This is a genomic window from Chelatococcus albus, from assembly GCF_030067675.1.
Taxonomy (GTDB): Bacteria; Pseudomonadota; Alphaproteobacteria; order Rhizobiales; family Beijerinckiaceae; genus Chelatococcus_A; species Chelatococcus_A albus.
Genome location: NZ_JASJEV010000006.1, coordinates 91,178 through 110,127 on the forward strand (window position 1 = coordinate 91,178; position 18,950 = coordinate 110,127).

At 69.1% G+C, this 18,950-nt stretch carries 18 protein-coding genes; 12 read left to right on the forward strand and 6 right to left on the reverse strand.

Features of this window, described 5'->3' with window-relative positions; genetic code table 11:
* Positions 1-140: 140 nt before the first annotated feature.
* The 5 genes from rbfA (at position 141) to QNA08_RS11020 (ending at position 5,469) form a co-directional block, all read left to right on the forward strand.
* Complete coding sequence (gene rbfA / locus QNA08_RS11000; protein ID WP_283740758.1) at positions 141-563, forward strand: 30S ribosome-binding factor RbfA; 423 nt, start codon at positions 141-143, stop codon at positions 561-563.
* 20 nt (positions 564-583) lie between these two features.
* Complete coding sequence (gene truB / locus QNA08_RS11005; RefSeq protein ID WP_283740759.1) at positions 584-1,570, forward strand: tRNA pseudouridine(55) synthase TruB; 987 nt, start codon at positions 584-586, stop codon at positions 1,568-1,570.
* Positions 1,571-1,774: 204 nt separating this feature from the next.
* On the forward strand, positions 1,775-2,044 hold the full coding sequence (gene rpsO, locus QNA08_RS11010) for a 30S ribosomal protein S15 (RefSeq protein ID WP_283740760.1): 270 nt from the start codon (positions 1,775-1,777) through the stop codon (positions 2,042-2,044).
* A 341-nt stretch (positions 2,045-2,385) separates the two neighbouring features.
* Positions 2,386-4,536, forward strand: coding sequence for a polyribonucleotide nucleotidyltransferase (gene pnp, locus QNA08_RS11015; RefSeq protein WP_283740761.1), 2,151 nt, complete (start codon positions 2,386-2,388; stop codon positions 4,534-4,536).
* A gap of 183 nt (positions 4,537-4,719) precedes the next feature.
* A complete protein-coding gene (locus QNA08_RS11020; protein ID WP_283740762.1) occupies positions 4,720-5,469 on the forward strand; it encodes a glucose 1-dehydrogenase in 750 nt (249 codons plus the stop codon).
* 36 nt (positions 5,470-5,505) lie between these two features.
* Here the strand turns inward: QNA08_RS11020 and QNA08_RS11025 are convergent, their stop codons facing one another.
* The 5 genes from QNA08_RS11025 to fabA form a co-directional block, all read right to left on the reverse strand.
* Complete coding sequence (locus QNA08_RS11025) at positions 5,506-6,708, reverse strand: MFS transporter (protein ID WP_283740763.1); 1,203 nt, start codon at positions 6,706-6,708, stop codon at positions 5,506-5,508.
* Between the two features lie 260 nt (positions 6,709-6,968).
* On the reverse strand, positions 6,969-7,685 hold the full coding sequence (locus QNA08_RS11030; protein ID WP_283740764.1) for a thioredoxin domain-containing protein: 717 nt from the start codon (positions 7,683-7,685) through the stop codon (positions 6,969-6,971).
* A gap of 106 nt (positions 7,686-7,791) precedes the next feature.
* Entirely contained in the window at positions 7,792-8,619 is an 828-nt protein-coding gene (gene fabI / locus QNA08_RS11035) for an enoyl-ACP reductase FabI (protein WP_283740765.1), read from the reverse strand.
* A gap of 45 nt (positions 8,620-8,664) precedes the next feature.
* Positions 8,665-9,882 carry a beta-ketoacyl-ACP synthase I gene (gene fabB / locus QNA08_RS11040; RefSeq protein ID WP_283740766.1) on the reverse strand — a complete coding sequence of 406 codons (1,218 nt, stop codon included), beginning with the start codon at positions 9,880-9,882 and terminating at the stop codon, positions 8,665-8,667.
* A gap of 141 nt (positions 9,883-10,023) precedes the next feature.
* On the reverse strand, positions 10,024-10,542 hold the full coding sequence (gene fabA, locus QNA08_RS11045; protein WP_283740767.1) for a 3-hydroxyacyl-[acyl-carrier-protein] dehydratase FabA: 519 nt from the start codon (positions 10,540-10,542) through the stop codon (positions 10,024-10,026).
* A 316-nt stretch (positions 10,543-10,858) separates the two neighbouring features.
* Between fabA and irrA the strand changes: the two genes are divergently transcribed.
* From irrA to otsA, 4 genes are read left to right on the forward strand one after another with little or no spacing between them, the layout of a single operon-like run.
* Entirely contained in the window at positions 10,859-11,299 is a 441-nt protein-coding gene (gene irrA / locus QNA08_RS11050) for an iron response transcriptional regulator IrrA (protein WP_283740768.1), read from the forward strand.
* 47 nt (positions 11,300-11,346) lie between these two features.
* On the forward strand, positions 11,347-12,159 hold the full coding sequence (otsB, locus tag QNA08_RS11055) for a trehalose-phosphatase (protein ID WP_283740769.1): 813 nt from the start codon (positions 11,347-11,349) through the stop codon (positions 12,157-12,159).
* A complete protein-coding gene (locus QNA08_RS11060; protein ID WP_283740770.1) occupies positions 12,156-13,949 on the forward strand; it encodes a glycoside hydrolase family 15 protein in 1,794 nt (597 codons plus the stop codon). Before otsB ends, QNA08_RS11060 begins: the two co-directional genes overlap by 4 nt.
* On the forward strand, positions 13,946-15,364 hold the full coding sequence (otsA, locus tag QNA08_RS11065) for an alpha,alpha-trehalose-phosphate synthase (UDP-forming) (protein WP_422679902.1): 1,419 nt from the start codon (positions 13,946-13,948) through the stop codon (positions 15,362-15,364). Before QNA08_RS11060 ends, otsA begins: the two co-directional genes overlap by 4 nt.
* 6 nt (positions 15,365-15,370) lie before the next feature.
* Here the strand turns inward: otsA and QNA08_RS11070 are convergent, their stop codons facing one another.
* Positions 15,371-15,877, reverse strand: coding sequence for an SH3 domain-containing protein (locus QNA08_RS11070; RefSeq protein ID WP_283740772.1), 507 nt, complete (start codon positions 15,875-15,877; stop codon positions 15,371-15,373).
* 235 nt (positions 15,878-16,112) lie between these two features.
* Here QNA08_RS11070 and QNA08_RS11075 point away from each other — a divergent pair, with 235 nt between their 5' ends.
* The 3 genes from QNA08_RS11075 (at position 16,113) to QNA08_RS11085 (ending at position 18,939) form a co-directional block, all read left to right on the forward strand.
* On the forward strand, positions 16,113-17,105 hold the full coding sequence (locus tag QNA08_RS11075) for a 2-hydroxyacid dehydrogenase (RefSeq protein WP_283740773.1): 993 nt from the start codon (positions 16,113-16,115) through the stop codon (positions 17,103-17,105).
* Between the two features lie 152 nt (positions 17,106-17,257).
* Complete coding sequence (locus QNA08_RS11080) at positions 17,258-18,064, forward strand: C40 family peptidase (RefSeq protein ID WP_340322009.1); 807 nt, start codon at positions 17,258-17,260, stop codon at positions 18,062-18,064.
* A 161-nt stretch (positions 18,065-18,225) separates the two neighbouring features.
* On the forward strand, positions 18,226-18,939 hold the full coding sequence (locus tag QNA08_RS11085) for a sulfate transporter family protein (RefSeq protein WP_283740774.1): 714 nt from the start codon (positions 18,226-18,228) through the stop codon (positions 18,937-18,939).
* Positions 18,940-18,950 lie beyond the last annotated feature (11 nt).

Genomic DNA, 18,950 nt, shown 5'->3' on the forward strand with positions numbered 1-18,950 from the left:
CGGCGATCGCCCGGCGCTCCACCGGCGGACGGCTGGTCCCGGTAATCCACGATCCCGGTCGCTGCCGCCTGGGCCTGCGGCGGCCGGGGTGACGATTTGAACCGAATGCGGAAACCCGGTCCGATCCCGGGAGACGAACGATGTCACGCGGACGTTTTGAAACGGGCTCCGGCCCGAGCCAGCGCATGTTGCGCGTTGGCGAACTGGTGCGCCATGCGCTCGCCGAGATTCTCGCCCGTGGCGAGGTGCTGGACGAGGTCATCGCGAACCATGTCGTCACCGTGCCGGAGGTGCGCATGAGCCCCGACCTCCGGATCGCCACCTGCTACGTCATGCCCCTCGGCGGCAAGGACGAGAAAGCCGTCGTCGCGGCGCTGGAGCGCAACAGGCGATTCCTGCGCGGGGAAATTGCCCGGCGGATCAATCTGAAATTCGCCCCCGACATCCGCTTCCGCCTCGACGAAAGCTTCGACGAGGCAGCGCACATCGACCGGCTCCTGAGGAGCGAGAAGGTGCAGCGCGACGTCGCCGCGCCGCGATCCGATGTCGATGACGAGGCCTGATCCTGATTCACGAGACGACGATGATCGCCGAAGACGACGACCTCACGCAGGACGAGAAGCAGGACGAGGCGCGCCCGCGAGCCGAGCGGCCGCGACCGAAGAAGCGCGACGTGCACGGCTGGATCGTGCTCGACAAGCCGATCGGCATGACCTCGACCCATGCGGTCGCCGTGGTGAAGCGGCTGTTCAACGCCAGGAAGGCGGGGCACGCCGGCACGCTTGACCCGCTCGCCTCCGGTCTCCTGCCCATTGCCCTCGGCGAGGCGACGAAGACGGTGCCCTTCGTCATGGACGGCCGCAAGGCCTACGCCTTCACGGTGGCCTGGGGCGCCGAAACCGACACCGACGATGCAGAGGGCCGCGTCACGGCCATCCACGACATGCGGCCCGAGCGGGTCGCCATCGAGGCGCTGCTGCCGCGGTTCACCGGCGCCATCATGCAGGTGCCGCCGCGCTTCTCGGCCATCAAGATCGCGGGCGAACGCGCCTATGATCTCGCCCGGGACGGGGAGAACATCGAGCTGGCGCCGCGCCCGGTGCACATCGACCGGCTGACGCTCGTGAGCCACACCGGCGACCGCACCCTGTTCGAGGCCGAGTGCGGCAAGGGTACCTATGTACGCGCCATCGCCCGCGACCTCGGGCGTGCGCTCGGCTGTCTCGGCCACGTGTCGGCCCTGCGGCGCACGCGCGTCGGCCCCTTCCGCCTGGACCATGCGGTCGTCGTCGAGCGGCTGCAGGAGCTCGGCAAGGCGGCGGAGCCGGAGGCCGCGCTGGCGACCGCCCTGCTGCCGGTCGCGACCGCCCTCGGCGACATTCCGGCGCTCGCCGTCAGCCGGGCCGATGCGGCGCGCCTCATGCGCGGCCAGAGCGTGCTTCTGCGCGGCCGCGATGCGCCGGTGATGGAGGGCTGGGTGTCGGTATCGACGAACGGCGCGCTCATCGCCGTGGGCGAGATCGAGCTCGGGGAACTGCACCCGCGGCGCATCTTCAACTTGCCGCGATGAGGACCGGCTCTCGGCGCGTCGGCGAGGCGGCTGGAAATCCGCCGCAATTCGTGTATAGGAGCGCGCACGAGGCGGCGTGAGGAAACGCCGCCCGCTTCGTTTCGCCGACCGCGCTGGACGACATCCCGGCCCGGCCGCCGGACGAAGGTGGCGCATCGAAGCGGGCGCCACCCGCCACGACCCCGAACAAGAAGGATCGAGACGATGTCGATCACTGCCGAGCGCAAGCAGGTGCTGCTCAAGGAATATGCCCAGAAGGCCGGCGACACGGGTTCGCCCGAGGTTCAGGTCGCCATCCTGACGGAGCGCATCGCCAACCTGACCGAGCATTTCAAGACCCACACGAAGGACAACCACTCCCGTCGCGGTCTGCTCAAGCTCGTGTCGCAGCGCCGTTCGTTGCTCGACTATCTGAAGAAGAAGGACGAGGGCCGCTACAAGACCCTCATCGAGCGTCTGGGCATCCGCCGCTGACGTTTCCTGGCCGCGGGCGGATCTGCAAGAATCGCCCGCGGCGCGTATCGGGCGGGCGCGGGATCGGCTCCGACAGTCACTGGACTTCTGTCGGGGGCGGTCCGACGAGGCGCCCGCTCCCCCGGTCGGATCACGCGACGATCCGGCCCTGCAGCGGATTTCCGCTCGGGCGGAAATCCTGAACCGGCCCGGCCTGACGACCATGGCAGGATCGCCGGATGCTTCTCCGCGCAATGCGGCGCACCTTTCGCGCCCCGGCGGAGGAGCCTCTCGCCGTCTTGCTCATGGCGTCGAGCCGCGAGGGCCTCGGCCGCTTGGCCGACACATGAGAGAAGAAACCAATGTTCGACATTCAACGCGTTGAGCTGATGTGGGGCGGCCGCAAGCTCGTGCTGGAGACGGGCAAGATCGCCCGCCAGGCCGACGGCGCCGTGCTCGCGTCCTACGGCGAGACGACCGTGCTCGCCACCGTGGTGGCCGCCAAGGAGCCGAAGCCCGGCGTCGACTTCATGCCGCTTACGGTGAACTACCAGGAAAAGGCCTATGCGGCTGGCCGCATTCCCGGCGGCTACTTCAAGCGCGAAGGCCGTCCGAGCGAGAAGGAGACGCTCGTCTCCCGCCTCATCGACCGTCCGATCCGCCCGCTCTTCGCCGAGGGCTGGCGCTGCGACACGCAGGTCATCGTCACGGTGCTGACGCATGACCTGGAGAACGATCCGGATGTCGTTGCCATGGTTGCGGCCTCCGCCGCCCTGACGCTCTCCGGCGTGCCCTTCATGGGGCCGGTCGGCGCCGCCCGCGTCGGCTACGTCAAGGGCGAATACAAGCTCAACCCGACGCTTCCCGAAATGGAAGGCTCGGATCTCGATCTTGTCGTCGCTGGCACTTCCGATGCGGTGCTCATGGTCGAGTCCGAGGCCAAGGAGCTGCCCGAGGAGGTGATGCTCGGGGCCGTCATGTTCGGCCACAAGCACTTCCAGCCGGTCATCGAGGCGATCATCCGCCTCGCCGAGAAGGCGGCGAAGGAGCCGCGCGCCCTCGAGACGCCGGACCTGTCGGAGATCGAGAAGGCCGTGCTCGAGATCGCCGAGGCCGACCTGCGCGCCGCCTACTCGATCGTCGAGAAGCAGGAGCGCTATGCCGCGGTCGATGCCGCCAAGGCCAAGGTGATGGCGGCGCTCTGCCCGGCCGAGGGCGAGGCGCGCTTCGACGTCGAGCAGGTCAAGACGGTGTTCAAGGAGGTCCAGGCCAAGATCGTGCGCTGGAACATCCTCGACACCGGCACGCGCATCGATGGCCGCGACGTCAAGACCGTACGCCCCATCGTGGCGGAGGCGGGCTTCCTGCCGCGCACGCATGGATCGGCCCTGTTCACCCGCGGCGAGACCCAGGCGCTCGTCGTCGCCACGCTCGGCACCGGCGAGGACGAGCAGTTCGTCGACGCGCTGGAGGGCACCTACAAGGAGCAGTTCCTGCTCCACTACAACTTCCCGCCCTATTCGGTGGGCGAGACGGGCCGCATCGGCTCGCCCGGCCGCCGCGAGATCGGCCACGGCAAGCTCGCCTGGCGCGCCGTGCACCCGATGCTGCCGCCGCATCACGAGTTCCCCTACACGATCCGCGTCGTGTCGGAGATCACCGAGTCGAACGGCTCCTCCTCGATGGCCACCGTCTGCGGCGCTTCGCTGTCGCTGATGGACGCGGGCGTGCCGTTGCGCCGCCCCGTCGCCGGCATCGCCATGGGCCTCATCCTCGAGGGTGAGCGCTATGCCGTGCTCTCCGACATCCTCGGCGACGAGGACCACCTCGGTGACATGGACTTCAAGGTGGCCGGCACCGAGCTTGGCGTCACCGCCCTGCAGATGGACATCAAGATCGCCGGCATCACCGAGGAGATCATGAAGGTCGCCCTGGAGCAGGCCAAGGGCGGGCGCATGCACATCCTCGGCGAGATGGGCAAGGCGCTTGCCGGCGCCCGGGCCGAGCTCGGCCAGTACGCGCCGCGCATCGAGACCATCAAGATCCCGCAGGACAAGATCCGCGAGGTCATCGGCTCGGGTGGCAAGGTCATCCGCGAGATCGTCGAGAAGACCGGCGCCAAGATCGACATTTCCGACGACGGCACGGTGAAGATCGCCTCTTCCGATGTGAAGTCGATCACCGCCGCGATCAACTGGATCAAGTCGATCGCCTCCGAGCCGGAAGTGGGCATGATCTACGAGGGCACGGTGGTGAAGACCACCGACTTCGGCGCCTTCGTCAACTTCTTCGGCGCCAAGGACGGCCTCGTGCACATCTCTCAGCTCACGCCGCAGCGCGTGCAGAAGGTGACCGACGTGGTCAAGGAGGGCCAGAAGGTCAAGGTGAAGCTCCTCGGCTTCGACGAACGCGGCAAGGTCCGCCTGTCGATGAAGGCCGTCGACCAGGAGACGGGCGAGGACCTCGAGGCCAAGCAGAAGGCCGAGAAGCAGGCCGAACCGGCGGCGGAGTGATCCTGCCGGCGCCGATCGGCCCGACAGCCATGCGAGCGCATGCAGGGGGCGGCCGCGAGGCCGCCCCTTTGCGCATCATGGGCGCGCTATGGCTGCGCCGGGGAATTGCCCTGATGAGGATTGATCGCGGGCGGCGTCCGGGCCATCGTCGCGATCCCGCGATCGATCCGAGATCCTAGCCTCATGAGCCGCATCCTTCTCGTCACCGGCGGGAGCCGGGGCATCGGCGCCGCGACCTGCCGGCTCGCGGCGGCACGGGGCTATGACGTCGCCGTGAACTATGTGACCGACCGGGCGGCAGCCGAGGCGGTCGCGGCCGAGTGCCGGGCGGCGGGGGTGCGCGCTCTCGTCGCGCAGGGTGACACGAGCCGCGAGGCGGAGGTGGGTCGCATCCTTGCGGCGGTGGACGAGGGCCTCGGCCGTCTCACCCATCTCGTCAACAACGCAGGCGTCACCGGACGCGTCGGCCGCCTGGACGAAACGGACCCGGCGGTGATCCGGCACTGCATCGACGTCAACGTCACGGGGGCGCTGCTCGTCGCCCGGGAGGCTGTGAAGCGCATGGCGCCGCGCCACGGCGGGCAGGGTGGGGCGATCGTCAATGTCTCGTCCGTTGCGGCCGACCTCGGCAGCCCCGGCGAGTACGTGTGGTACGCAGCGTCGAAGGGCGCGGTGAATGCCATGACCATCGGCCTCGCCCGCGAGCTCGCCGCCGAGAACATCCGCGTCAACGCCGTGGCGCCGGGCCTGGTCGAGACGGAGATCCACGAAAGGAGCTCGGCCGCGCCGGAACGCCTGGCGCGGCTCGCGCCGATGATTCCCATGGGCCGGGCCGGCCGGCCGGAGGAGATCGCCGAGACGATCCTCTACCTGCTCTCGGACGCGGCGTCCTACGTCACCGGTGCGGTCCTGCGCGCCTCCGGCGGGCGCTGAGGTCGATCCGTCGAAGCGCCGCCGCAGCTCCCCGGGTCAGGCTGCCCGGCGCGCCGCGCCCTTGACCACGAAGGCACTCGCGACCGTGGCGACGAGGGCGGCTGCCATGAAGGCAAAGGCGAGCTGCGGGTAGCCCCTGTCGAGTGTGAAGCCGATGACGAGGGGGGCCAGCATCGCCCCGAGATCGAGCCCCGAATAGACGAAGCCGAAGACCTTGCCGGTCGCGCCTGGCGGCGTCGCCGCCCGCACCAGCATGTCGCGCGACGGGATGGTCGTGCCTGTGAGGAAGCCCGCGGCCGCGACAGTGACGAAGAGCAGCGGGAGCGACAGGGCCGCGAAGCCGGTCGCCAGCGTCGCGACCCCGCCGCCGAGGAGGCCGCCGCCGACAATATGCTCGTGGTTGGGTGTCTTGTCGGCGATGAAACCGCCGACAAGCGACCCGAGCGCGCTGGCGGACAGATAGACGGTCGTGGCCGTGATGGCGAGCGCGTAGGTGATGCCTTGCACCTGCGGCAGGAGGCTCGGCAGGAAGTTCTGCGAGCCGCTCTGCGCCATGGAGAGCAGCGCGAAATAGACGAGGCACATCACGATGGGCAGGGCGAGGAGGAAGCGCGCCGAGCTCGCGCCTGGGCTCGCTTCCGCCTTGCGCTGGTGCGCCACCGACAGATTCGTGTGTTCGAGGGCGACGAAGGCGGCGAGCGCGAGCCCGGCGAGCCCGGCGGCGACGAGCGCCATGCGCCAGCCGAGAAGATCGCTGAGCGCCAGCATCGTCATCGGCGCCGCCGCCCAGCCGAGCGTGCCGCTGATGACGTGCACGCTGTAGGCGCGGGCGAGGCGCGTGGGCGTGACGCGCGCCGTCATGATGGCATAGTCCGCGGGATGGAAGACGCTGTTGCCGAGGCCGGCCAGCACCGCGACCGGGATGAGGGCCCAATAGTTCGGCGTGAGCCCGGCGATCAGCGTCGCCGCCCCGAACAGGGCGATACCGGTGGGCAGCACGCGCTGCGGCCCGAATCGGTCGACGAGGAAGCCGGCGACGACCTGCGCCACGCCGGAGGCGGCGAAGAACACGGTCATCACCAGGCCGAGCTGGACATAGCCGACGCCGAGGGCGTCCTTCATGACCGGGAACAGCGGCGGCAGCACGAGCTGGAAGAAATGGCTGGAGAAATGCGCCAGGCTGACGACGCCGACGATGCGCACGTCCCGCCGCGGCAGGGCGGCCGTGATCTCGCTCATGCTGCCTCCCATGGGGCTCCGGCCGTCTTGTCCTTGCGGCAGGCGGGCGATTTAAGGCGCAACGCCGCTCCGGGGCCACCCCGCTGGGCGCAACGCTGCCCGTCGACTGGAGCATCTTCGGCGCCAGGCCCGCCGCGCGGCGACCCGGCGATCCGCCCCCGGCGAGGAGAGCGCGCCCTCGGTCGCTGGCGCGAGCCCTGCGTGACAGGGATGCTGCGAAGCGATGCGGGTGGCCCCGACGTTCGACGATGCCGCCGCGCTCAGCACACGACCGCTTCGCAGCCCCGGACATTCGCGACGATGCGGCGCTTGTCGGCGAGCGGCAGGTACCCGTGATAGGCCTCGGTGAGGACGAGGTAGGTGGGGGTGGCGGTAAAGCCCAGGTTGTTGCCAAGGTTCACCGCGGCCTTCATCGCTGCTGTCACGACGTCGGAATCGGCATCCTTCAGCAGCCTGTCGCCATCCGCGCCGAGCGCCCTGGCGGCATCGTAGGCGCGCTGTCCGTTCACGGTGCCCTTCAGCGAGAAGAGCTTCTCGTGCAGGGCGAAATAGCCCTTGCCATCAGTCTGGCGGGCATAGGCGAGAGCGATGCGTGCCGCCTCGATCGACGGCGCACCGAGCACGGCGAAATTGACGAGCACATAAGCGAGGTCCGCCTCGCCTTCGATGAGCGCGCGGGCATCCTGGCACGACTTGCGGCACCACGGGCAGTTGTAGTCGAAGAACTCGTAGATCGTGACGTTGGGCGTCCGCGCCCCGAGCCTGACCCGTCCCGGCAGCTCGGAGGCTTCGTTGGCGAGCTCGCTCGGCACGCGGTTGTGCGGCGTTGTGACCTCAGTCCCCGCGGCCGCGCGGACCAGGCGAACGGCATCCGGCGCGGCACGCGCCGGAGCTGCGGGCGCCGGGACGGCGGAGGCGGGGAGAGCGAGCGTGGCAAGCCCGCCGGCGAGGAGGCGTCTGCGCGTCGTGTCGGTCATGCCGCAGCGAGTGCCCCGTGAAGGCCGAGTCGGTCAATGCCGCTCGGCCTCACAACGCGGTGAGGCCCGCGCCCCGGCCGGAGACATTCGAGGGCGGCCGCTGCCGCTACTCGGCGGCCTCGGCTGGACCGGTCGCGATCTGGGCCGCCTCCTGCGCCTTCAACACCTCGGGCCGTGGCATGGAGATGATGTTGTAGCCGGAGTCGACGTAGTGGATCTCGCCGGTGACGCCGGAGGAGAGATCCGAGAGGAGATAGAGGGCGGCGCCACCCACCTCCTCGATCGTGACCGTCCGGCGCAGCGGTGCGTGCGCCTTCTGGTAGTTGAACATGAGCCGCGCATCGGCGATGCCGGCCCCGGCGAGGGTGCGCACGGGGCCTGCCGAGATGGCGTTGACACGGATCTGGTCGGGGCCGAAGTCGCTCGCGAGGTAGCGCACGCTCGCTTCGAGCGCCGCCTTGGCCACGCCCATCACATTGTAGTTGGGCATGACGCGGTTGGCGCCGTCATAGGTGAGCGTGAGCAGCGCGCCGCCGTGCGGCATCAGTGCCGCCGCGCGCTTGGCGATCTCGGTGAATGAGAAGCAGGAGATCACCATCGTGCGCGAGAAGTTCTCGCGGCTGGTGTCGGCATAGCGGCCCTTGAGCTCGTTCTTGTCCGAGAAGCCGATGGCGTGGACGAGGAAGTCGATGCCGCCCCAGCGCGCCTTCAAGGCCTCGAACACGGCGTCGACCGACGCGATGTCCTCCACGTCGCACGGCAGGAGGAAGGATGAGCCGACGGATTCCGCGAGCGGCGCCACGCGCTTCCTGAGCGCCTCGCCCTGGTAGGTGAAGGCGAGCTCGGCCCCGTGTGCGCCCAGCGTCTTGGCGATGCCCCAGGCGATGGAATGATCGTTCGCGACGCCCATGATGACGCCGCGCTTACCGTGCATGAGCCCTGTCAAGCGGTGCCCCCGTTGTCCTGCAGCCTCGGGCGATCAGGCCTCGAGCCGCTTCATCACGATGGTGGCGTTGGTGCCGCCGAAGCCGAAGGAGTTCGAGAGCACGCAGCCGATGGCGGCATTGTCGATGCGGCTGCGCACGATCGGCATGTCGGCGAAGTCGGGATCGAGCTCCTCGATGTTGGCGCTCTCGCAGATGAAGCCGTTGTTCATCATGAGCAGCGAGTAGATCGCCTCCTGCACGCCGGTGGCACCCAGCGAATGGCCGGTGAGGGACTTCGTGGCCGAGATCGGCGGACATTTCGCGCCGAAGACCTCGCGGATCGCCTCGATCTCCTTGAGGTCGCCGACCGGGGTCGAGGTGGCGTGCGGGTTGATGTAGTCGACCGGCACCTTCACGCCTTCGAGCGCTAGGCGCATGCAGCGCACCGCGCCCTCGCCCGAGGGGGCCACCATGTCGTAGCCGTCCGAGGTCGCGCCATACCCGACGATCTCGCCGTAGATCTTGGCTCCGCGGGCCCTGGCGTGTTCGAGCTCCTCGAGCACCAGCACGCCGGCGCCGCCTGCGATGACGAAGCCGTCGCGGTTCCGGTCGTAGGCGCGCGAGGCCCGGTGCGGCGTGTCGTTGAACTTCGTCGACATGGCGCCCATGGCGTCGAAGAGGACGGAAAGCGTCCAGTCGAGCTCCTCCGAGCCGCCGGCGAAGACGACGTCCTGCTTGCCCCACTGGATCAGCTCATAGGCATTGCCGATGCAGTGGTTCGACGTCGCGCAGGCGGAGGAGATCGAGTAGTTGACGCCCTTGATCTTGAACCAGGTGGCGAGCGTCGCCGACGCGGTCGAGGACATGGCCTTCGGCACGGCGAAGGGGCCGACGCGCTTCGGCCCCTTGCCGCGGGCGATGTCGGCGGCCTCGACAACGGTGCGCGTCGACGGCCCGCCCGAGCCCATGACGATGCCCGTGCGCTCGTTCGAGACGTCGCTCTCCTCGAGGCCGGCGTCGCGGATCGCCTGCTCCATGGCGACATGGTTCCACGCCGCACCGCCGCCGAGGAAGCGCATGGCGCGCCGGTCGACGACCTCCTCCGCCTTCAGGGTCGGTGCCCCGTGTACCTGGCAGCGGAATCTGAGCTTCGCATAGTCCTCGGCGAAGACGATGCCGGGCCGCGCCTCGCGCAGGGAGGCGAGCACCTCGTTCGTGTTGTTGCCGATGGACGAGACGATGCCCATCCCCGTCACGACGACGCGTCTCATCGCTGTCGGTTCCTCATTCCTGTCGAGTGTCCGGCGACCCGCCCGGCTTCGTCTCGCCCGGCGAGCCGATCACCATCATACGATAACGATATGCTAATGCGGCCGCATGGCCGATTCGCGGCGTCTGCCGCGCCCGCACGTTCAGCCGGCCGCGGGTTGCGCCTGGAACAGGCCGACACGCAGATCCTTGGCCTCGTAGATGCGCTTGCCGTCGGCCTCGAGCCAGCCGTCGGCGATGCCGAGGACGAGCTTGGAGCGGAACACGCGCTTCAGGTCGACGCCATAGACGACCTTCTTGACGGTGGGCAGCACCTGGTCGGCGAACTTGACCTCGCCCACGCCGAGCGCCCGGCCGCGGCCGGGCGACCCCGACCAGCCGAGGAAGAAGCCGACGAGTTGCCACAGGGCGTCGAGCCCGAGGCAGCCGGGCATGACCGGATCACCCTTGAAATGGCAGGGAAAGAACCAGAGGTCGGGACGCACGTCGAGCTCGGCCCGCACATGGCCCTTGCCGTTCTCGCCGCCGTCCTCGGCGATGGCGACGATGCGGTCGAACATCAGCATCGGCGGCAGCGGCAGCTGTGCATTGCCGGCGCCGAACAGCTCGCCGCGTCCGCAAGCGAGAAGCTCTTCATAATTGTAGCTCGACTGCCGCTCCATCCCCGAGGTCTATCCCTGTCACTGCGCTGTCATGGTTCGGTGCCTATGCGGCCCTGATGATCGGGGCTGTCTAACACAAGGGTCGCCGGGCCGAAAGCCGCACAGGCGGGCATCGGCGCGGCGATTTGCCCGCTTTTGCATTGCGGTATAAGGAAGCGGCCGGCGCCGCCGGGCGGCATCGCGGGTTGCGATACCGTCCGGCAGTTCCTATGATTAGGAATGACTTGCAATAACGCGGACCGACGTGACCATGGATGAAGGGCTTGATCTGGGCCGGGGTGCCGCCGCGCGGTCCGTAGCTCCCGGGGAATTGAGCATGCTGAACGCCGTTCGGGGCGAGCGCAACGGCTGCCCGTTCCACGACCTGCGCGAACGGCTGCGGCGCGTCGGCTTGCGGCCCACCCGCCAGCGCGTGTCGCTCGGCTGGCTGCTCTTCGCCAAGGGCGATCGGCACGTGACGGCCGAGATGCTCTACGAAGAGGCGACCCGCGCCCGCGTGCCGGTGTCGCTCGCCACCGTCTACAACACGCTGCATCAGTTCACCGAGGCCGGGCTCCTGCGCGAGCTCGCGGTGGACGGGTCGAAGACCTATTTCGACACCAATGTCTCCGACCATCATCATTTCTTCGTCGAGGGTGACGAGAAGCTGATGGACATTCCGGGTCCGGGCATCGCCGTGAGCGACCTGCCGGAGGCCCCGGAAGGCATGGAGATCGCCCGCGTGGACGTCATCGTCCGCCTTCGCCGCAAGGGCTGAGTCGTCACCGTTCGTCGAACGGAAGCAGGCGGCTCGGCGGAGAACGCATGAGCCTTGACGATAGGGATGCGCACGACATCGGCGGTGCGCGTGTGAGCGCCTTTCTCGCCCGCGTCGCTGCCGAGCCGCAGCGCTACGCGCTCTTCTTCGATATCGACGGCACCCTGATCGAGATCGCGCCGACGCCCGACGCGGTCGTCGTGCCAGCCGCCCTGCCGGATCAGTTCCGTCGTCTTGCGCGCCGCTTCGGTGGCGCCGTGGCTTTCCTCAGTGGCCGCACGCTCGCCTGGATCGACCGCCGCTTCGACGCGGTCGTGACGGCCGTCGGGGCCCTGCACGGCATCGAGCGGCGCACCGCCGCAGGCACGATCGAACGTCGTGTTCCCCCGGCCGGACTCGATCTTGCCCGCCGGACCATCGACTCGGCCGTGGCGGCCTGGCCCGGGGTGCTCGTCGAAGACAAGGGCCTCGCCGTCGCGGTGCACTACCGCTCCGTCCCGGAACGCGGCGCGGTCGTGGACCGGCTGATCGCCGATCTCGCCGCCGGAAGCGACGGTGCGCTCGAGGCGCTGCCCGGCAAGGCGGTGGCGGAGCTTCGCACCGCCGGCGCGCACAAGGGCACGGCGCTCGAGGCCTTCCTCGCCGAACGCCCCTTCCTTGGTCGCCTGCCGGTCTTCTTCGGCGACGACGTGACCGATCAGGACGGCTTTGCCGCTGCCCGGATGCACGGCGGCGTGGCCATTGCGGTCGGCCGGTCGGCGCGCGAGGTCGGGGCCGATTTCGCCTTGCCCGATCCGGTGGCCGTGCGGGCCTTCGTCGCCCGGGCGGTGGCTCCGGTCCGCGAAGGGGAGACCGTATGACGGGTGAACCGGCAAATCTCGACCTCGGCGTCATCGGCAACAGCGCCGTGGCCGCGCTGGTTGACGACCGGGGACGGATCGTGTGGCTCTGCTATCCGCGGCTCGACGGGGATCCGGTGTTCCACGCGCTCATTGGCGCCGGCGCCGGCGGGGATGGTTCCTTTGCCGTGGAGCTCGATGGCTTTGCCCGGGCGGAGCGCCGCTACTGGCCGAACACGGCCATTCTCGAAACGGTGCTCGAGGCCGAGGACGGCTCGCGCGTGCGCATCGTCGACTTCGTGCCCCGGTTCAAGATGTTCGGGCGCCTGTTTCGGCCGGCGATGGTCATGCGCCAGATCGAGCCGCTCGCCGGTTCGCCACGCGTGACCGTGCGCCTGCGCCCGTCCTGGGATTATGGGGCGGAGCGGCCGCGCGTCACGCGCGGCTCGAACCACTTGCGCTTCGAGCTGGGCGACCAGACGCTGCGCCTGACGACGGATGCCTCGCCGGGCCTGATCCTCGACGAGATCTCCTTCGTGCTCGAACGGCCGCTCACCTTCGTCCTGGGGCCGGACGAGCGTCTGGCCGAGGCGCCGGCCACGGTCTATCGCAGCTTCGTGGAGCAGACCGCGGCCTACTGGCGTGAGTGGGTGCGCTATCTGGCCATTCCCTATGAATGGCAGGACGTGGTGATCCGCGCCGCGATCACCCTGAAGCTCTGCGCCTACGAGGAGACCGGCGCGATCGTCGCGGCGCTCACCACCTCGATCCCGGAATACGGGGCGACCGGCCGCACCTGGGACTACCGCTACTGCTGGCTGCGCGACTCCTTCTTCGCCGTGCGCGCCCTCAACCGCCTGGGGGCGACGCGCACGATGGAGGACTTCATCAGCTATGTGACGAACGTCGTGGCAAAGGTCGGCGACCGCGAGCTGCAGCCCCTGTTCGGGCTGCAGTTCGAGGGCCGGCTCGACGAGGCGCTCGTCGATGGGCTACCCGGCTATCGTGGTCTCGGCCCCGTGCGGCGCGGCAACGCCGCCTTTGCCCAGCGCCAGAACGACGGCTACGGCTCCGTCATCCTCGCCATCGCCCAGTGCTTCTTCGACGAGCGGCTCGACCGCCGTGGCGACATGGCCCTGTTCGAGCGGCTGGAAAGGCTCGGCGAGCGGGCGGCGGCCCTGTGGAACCAGTCCGACGCCGGTCTGTGGGAGTATCGCACGCTCTCCCATGTCCACACCCATTCGGCCACCATGTGCTGGGCGGCCTGCGACCGGCTGGCGCGCATCGCCCGGCGCGTCGGGGCCGAGGATCGGGCCCCCTACTGGCGCGAACAGGCCGAGGCCATCCGCCAGGGCATCTTCCGCGAAGCCTGGAACGAGAGACTGGGCTGCTTCGTGTCGCGCTTCGGCGGCGACGATCTCGACGCGAGCCTGCTGCTTCTGGCCGATATCGGCCTCGTGAGCGCCGACGATCCGCGCTTTCATGCTACGGTCGAGGCCGTGGCGCGGCGCCTGAAGCGGGGCAAGCACCTTTTCCGCTATGCGGCAGAGGACGATTTCGGCGTGCCGGAAACGGCCTTCACGATCTGCACGTTGTGGTACGTGGAGGCGCTCGCCAAGATCGGCCGTCAGGAGGAGGCGCGCGACCTGTTTGCCGACGTTCTCGGCCGGCGCAACAGCCTCGGCCTCCTGTCCGAGGGCATTCACGTGGAAACGGGAGAGCTCTGGGGCAACTTCCCGCAGACCTATTCGATGGTGGGCCTGATCCACGCGGCACTCTCCCTGTCGCAGCCCTGGGAGGAAGCGTTTTGAGGAGACTGGTGATCGTCTCGAACCGGGTCGCCGTGCCTTCGCGCAAGGCCGGCGCCTCGGCGGGCGGTCTCGCCGTCGCCCTCAATGACGTCCTGCGGGCGCGCGGGGGCCTCTGGTTCGGCTGGAGCGGCAGGATCGGCGCCGAGCAGGACGACGCGGTCCTGGTCGAGCGCGGCAACGTCACCTACGCGGTCTGCGACCTGTCGCACGAGGACTATGAGGAATACTACAACGGCTTCGCGAACCGGACGCTGTGGCCGCTCCTGCACTATCGGCTCGACCTGACCGAGTTCGCCCGGCGCGACCTCGCCGGATATCGGCGCGTCAATGCCTATTTCGCCGATCTCCTCCTCAGACACGTGCGGCCGGACGATGTGCTGTGGCTGCACGACTATCACCTGATCCCGCTCGCCGAAGCGCTGAGGGCGCGCGGCCTGCACAACCGCATCGGCTACTTCCAGCACATTCCCTGGCCCTCGCCCGATCTATTCCTCGCCCTGCCGAACCATGCCGAGATCGCGCGCGCCCTCTGCGCCTGCGATCTCGTCGGCTTCCAGACGGAGCGCGACGCGCACAATTTCGGCCGCTATCTCGTCGAGGAGTTCGGTGCCTCCGCCTGCGAGGGCCGGCGCATGTCGGTCGCCGGCCGCGAGCTGCGCATCGGTGTCTATCCTGTCGGCATCGACCGGCTGGGCTATGCCCGCACGGCGGCGCGGGCCGGGCGCTCGGCCTTCATCCGTGAGGTTCGCGAGAGCCTGAGCGACCGCACCATGCTCATCGGCGTCGACCGGCTCGACTATTCGAAGGGCCTGACGCAGCGCCTCGACGCCTTCGAACGCGTCCTGGCGGTGGCGCCGGAATGGCGCGGCCGGCTGACCTTCCTGCAGATCACGCCGAAGAGCCGCAGCGATATCCCCGAATATGCCGCCATGCAGCGCGCCCTGGGCGAGACGGCCGGTCGGATCAACGGCCTCTACGGCGAGGCGAACTGGACGCCGATCCGCTACGTCAACCGCTCCTATACGCGCGGGGAGCTCGCCGGGCTCTACCGGCTCGCCAAGGTCGGCGTGGTCACGCCCCTGCGCGACGGCATGAATCTCGTGGCAAAGGAATATGTCGCCGCTCAGGATCCGGAGGATCCCGGCGTGCTGGTGCTGTCGCGCTTCGCGGGCGCGGCGGCGGTGCTCGACGGGGCCCTGCTCGTCAATCCCTACGACATCGACGGGACGGCCTCGGCCATCCGGCAGGCGCTGGCGATGTCCGGCGATGAACGGCGCTGGCGCTGGAACGCCATGTGGTCGCGCCTCGCCGAAACTGACATCGGCGGCTGGGCCGGGCGCTTCCTCGGCGACCTCGACGGGTTGAACGGCGTGCCTGCTCCGAGCGACGACAGCGTCGTGCCGGGGCTTGCCTGACCGGCCTCACTCGACGCGTTCGTTGGGATAGACGCCCCAGAGCTTTTCCTGCCGCAGGTAGCCGTCCACGTCCTGCACGATGATGCGGCACCACGTGCCCGTGCACAGCTTGATATTGGCGATGACGCCCGCCTGCAGTCGCGCCACGACCTGGGCCTTGTCATCGGCACGCTCGCGCAGCTCGAAGGTCTCGCCCTTCGCCCAGGGTGCGACGAGGGCGGTGCGCCGCCCCGACAGGAGGCTGTGCAGCACCCAGCCCTCCGTCCCCTCGGCGTCGCGGATTCGCCGCCAGGTCTCGAACTCCGCGGTGATCTCCACCGGCAGGCCGGCCCGCTGGAAGACCCACGCCGTGCGATGGTCCTTCGACGGGCCTTCGCGCAGGTTGACGCGATCAGACTTCAGGCTGACGTAGCGCGGCACCGGCAGGCCGCTGACCGGGCCTACGCCGGGTGCCGTATTCTGTGCCGCGAATGCAGGGGTCGCGAGTGCGAGCCCGGCGAGGGCGAGACGCATCGCGGAACGGGCTAGGCACGGAAGCATTGTGACCCTGGTAACCTCTTCGATCGATCCCCGCGCGGCGGCTGTCGCTCGCCCGGGCTTCGACTCCTGTCTCAGTTGTGTTTCTGCCGTCCTCTGATAGAGAGGCGGAAGTGAGGCGGGCGACAGGCGGATGCCCGAAGTCATCTGTCGCCGATTGTGCTTAACGGCGCGTGAAGCGCCCAGCGTGAGCGCGGGGGGACGCTCCCTGATGAAGAAGAAGCCGCTCGTCGTCGTCACCCGCAAGCTGCCCGAGGTCGTGGAGACGCGCATGCGCGAGCTCTTCGACGCACGCCTCAATATCGATGATCGCCCGATGACCCCGACCGACCTCGTCGAGGCGGTCAGGACGGCGGACGTCCTCGTCCCGACGATCACCGACCGCATCGACGCCTCGCTCCTGGCGCAGGCCGGCGGCCATCTGAAGCTCATTGCCAATTTCGGCACCGGCGTCGACCACATCGACGTGCAGACGGCGCTCTCGCGCGGCATCACGGTCACCAACACACCTGGCGTGCTCACCCAGGACACGGCCGACATGACGATGGCCCTGATCCTCGCCGTGGCGCGCCACATCCCCGAGGGCGCGCGCATCCTGCCCGAGGGGGAATGGGCCGGCTGGTCGCCGACTTGGATGCTTGGCCGCCGCATCACCGGCAAGCGCCTCGGCATCGTCGGCATGGGGCGCATCGGCCAGGCCCTGGCGCGCCGCGCCAGGGCCTTCGGCCTCTCCATCCACTATCACAATCGGCGCCGCGTGCCGGCGGTAATCGAGGAGGAGCTGGAGGCGACCTACTGGGAATCGCTCGACCAGATGCTCGCTCGCATGGACATCGTTTCCGTCAACTGCCCGCACACGCCGGCGACCTACCATCTCCTGTCGGCGCGGCGGCTGAAGCTGATGAAGCGCGAGGCCATCATCGTCAACACCGCGCGCGGCGAGATCATCGACGAGACGGCGCTCGCCCGCATGCTCGAGGCCGGAGAGCTCGCCGGCGCGGGCCTCGACGTGTTCGAGCACGAGCCGGCGGTCAATCCGCGCCTGCTCAAGCTCGCCAAGCAGCACCGCGTGGTGCTGCTGCCGCACATGGGTTCGGCCACCATCGAGGGCCGCATCGACATGGGCGAGAAGGTCATCGTCAACATCAAGACCTTCCTCGACGGCCACAGGCCGCCGGATCGCGTGCTGCCGAGCATGTTGTGAGCGAAGGCCGGGGCGCCGGCCCAGCGAATCGCCGGCGACGGCCGGGCCTCGCCCGGTAGCGCGGTGCGTTGCGCCCATCGCCGCGAAGCGCCACCTATGACCGGTCCATCGGACGCGGGGCAGGGGGGGTGTGGTCGATCGGGGAGGGGCGCATGACCTCGGCAGTGCTCACCGGGATCGGCCGCGGGCTCGTCGGCATCCTGACGAAGCCGGTGAAGGGCTACGAGCCCGCCTATCCCCCTGATGCGCAGGCGCTTGCCCGCGTGCTGCGCCCGGCGGACGTGCTGCTTGTCGAAGGCAACACCCGGGTCTCCATCGCGATCAAATATCTCACCCAGTCAACCTGGTCGCATGCGGCGATGTTCGTCGGCGACGTCATGGGCCGGAAGACGCCGGAGGGCGAGCCGCACGTCCTCGTCGAGGCGACGATCGAGGGGGGCGTCGCCTCCGCGCCGCTCTCCAAGTACCGCGACGCGCACGTGCGCGTCTGCCGGCCGATCGCGCTCACGCCCGAGGATCGCGAGAGCGTCATCCGCTTCATGGTCGAGCGCATCGGCTACGGCTACGACGTGAAGAACGTCGTCGACCTCATGCGCTATCTCCTGCCGCAGCCGCCGGTGCCGCTGCGCTTCCGGCGGCGCCTGCTCGCCTTCGGCTCCGGCGAGCCAACGCGCACCATCTGCTCGACGCTGATCGCTCAGGCCTTCCAGAGTGTGCGCTATCCCATCCTCCCGCGCGTCAAGGACAGGGGCGACGACCGCAAGGTGAAGTCGGAATTCGCGCGCGAAGAAATCCTCCACATCCGCCACCACACGCTCTATGCGCCGCGCGATTTCGACATCTCGCCCTATTTCGCCATCGTCAAGCCGACGATCGAGACCGGGTTCGACTACAAGCGCTATCTCTGGGGCGAGGATCGGCCGGTGAGCGCCAGAGAACCGATGCGGCGCAGCGCCTGATCGCGGCGGCCGCCGGTGCGGGCAGACCGCGGCCGGTGCCCAGCGGATCACCGCCGCGCGGCCTGTGCGTGCGCTTGGCGCGGCCCCCCTTGCACGCCGCCGGCCGCAGCCCCACCTTGCGCCCGCGCGCATCACGCGCAGGAGAGGCGGACACAATCGCGATGATCATCGAAGCGGCGTTCAAGGCCTGGTGGCAGATCCTGTCGCCGCCCTTCCGGCGCATCCTGTGGCGCTCGCTCGCACTGACGCTCGCCCTCCTCGCCCTGGCTTGGCTCGGGCTCACGCGTCTCCTCGCCCTGCTGATGGAGCGCTACCAGGTCTTCGCCGACTACCCGCTCGTCGACAGCTTCGCTTTCGCCTTCGCGGGCATCGGCATGCTTGTCGCGCTCGCCTTCCTGGTGCCGCCGGTCTCGGCGCTCGTCGCAGGCTACTTCCTCGACGACGCGGCCGAGCTCGTCGAGCGCCGGCATTACGGGCAGGAGCCGCCGGGCGCACCGCTGTCGCTCGGCCGCTCGATCGTCTTCGGTCTGCGCTTCGCCGCCCTCTCCCTTCTCGTCAATGCGGTGGCGCTGACGCTGATCTTCATTCCGGGCGTCAACCTCGTCGCTTTCTTCGTCGCCAACGGCTATCTGCTCGGACGGGAATATTTCGAGCTCGCGGCCGGGCGCTTCCGGCCGATGCCGGAGGCGGCGGCGATGCGCGCCGCCCATCGCGGCGCGGTCTTCCTCGCCGGGCTCGCCATCGCGGCCGTGATCGCCGTGCCCGTGCTCAATCTGGTCACGCCGCTTTTCGGCATCGCGCTCATGGTGCACGTCCACAAGCGCCTGAGCGCCCGGGCCACAGCCGTCCCGGCACGCGCCACGGCAGAGGTCTGAAGCGTCTTTCC

Bases quoted from the DNA above. Each gene is read 5' to 3' on its own strand.
- rbfA (WP_283740758.1), top strand. From the start codon at position 141: ATGTCACGCGGACGTTTTGAAACGGGCTCCGGCCCGAGCCAGCGCATG.
- truB (WP_283740759.1), top strand. From the start codon at position 584: ATGATCGCCGAAGACGACGACCTCACGCAGGACGAGAAGCAGGACGAG.
- rpsO (WP_283740760.1), top strand. From the start codon at position 1,775: ATGTCGATCACTGCCGAGCGCAAGCAGGTGCTGCTCAAGGAATATGCC.
- pnp (WP_283740761.1), top strand. From the start codon at position 2,386: ATGTTCGACATTCAACGCGTTGAGCTGATGTGGGGCGGCCGCAAGCTC.
- QNA08_RS11020 (WP_283740762.1), top strand. From the start codon at position 4,720: ATGAGCCGCATCCTTCTCGTCACCGGCGGGAGCCGGGGCATCGGCGCC.
- QNA08_RS11025 (WP_283740763.1), bottom strand. From the start codon at position 6,708: ATGAGCGAGATCACGGCCGCCCTGCCGCGGCGGGACGTGCGCATCGTC.
- QNA08_RS11030 (WP_283740764.1), bottom strand. From the start codon at position 7,685: ATGACCGACACGACGCGCAGACGCCTCCTCGCCGGCGGGCTTGCCACG.
- fabI (WP_283740765.1), bottom strand. From the start codon at position 8,619: ATGCACGGTAAGCGCGGCGTCATCATGGGCGTCGCGAACGATCATTCC.
- fabB (WP_283740766.1), bottom strand. From the start codon at position 9,882: ATGAGACGCGTCGTCGTGACGGGGATGGGCATCGTCTCGTCCATCGGC.
- fabA (WP_283740767.1), bottom strand. From the start codon at position 10,542: ATGGAGCGGCAGTCGAGCTACAATTATGAAGAGCTTCTCGCTTGCGGA.
- irrA (WP_283740768.1), top strand. From the start codon at position 10,859: ATGCTGAACGCCGTTCGGGGCGAGCGCAACGGCTGCCCGTTCCACGAC.
- otsB (WP_283740769.1), top strand. From the start codon at position 11,347: ATGAGCCTTGACGATAGGGATGCGCACGACATCGGCGGTGCGCGTGTG.
- QNA08_RS11060 (WP_283740770.1), top strand. From the start codon at position 12,156: ATGACGGGTGAACCGGCAAATCTCGACCTCGGCGTCATCGGCAACAGC.
- QNA08_RS11070 (WP_283740772.1), bottom strand. From the start codon at position 15,877: ATGCGTCTCGCCCTCGCCGGGCTCGCACTCGCGACCCCTGCATTCGCG.
- QNA08_RS11075 (WP_283740773.1), top strand. From the start codon at position 16,113: ATGAAGAAGAAGCCGCTCGTCGTCGTCACCCGCAAGCTGCCCGAGGTC.
- QNA08_RS11080 (WP_340322009.1), top strand. From the start codon at position 17,258: ATGACCTCGGCAGTGCTCACCGGGATCGGCCGCGGGCTCGTCGGCATC.
- QNA08_RS11085 (WP_283740774.1), top strand. From the start codon at position 18,226: ATGATCATCGAAGCGGCGTTCAAGGCCTGGTGGCAGATCCTGTCGCCG.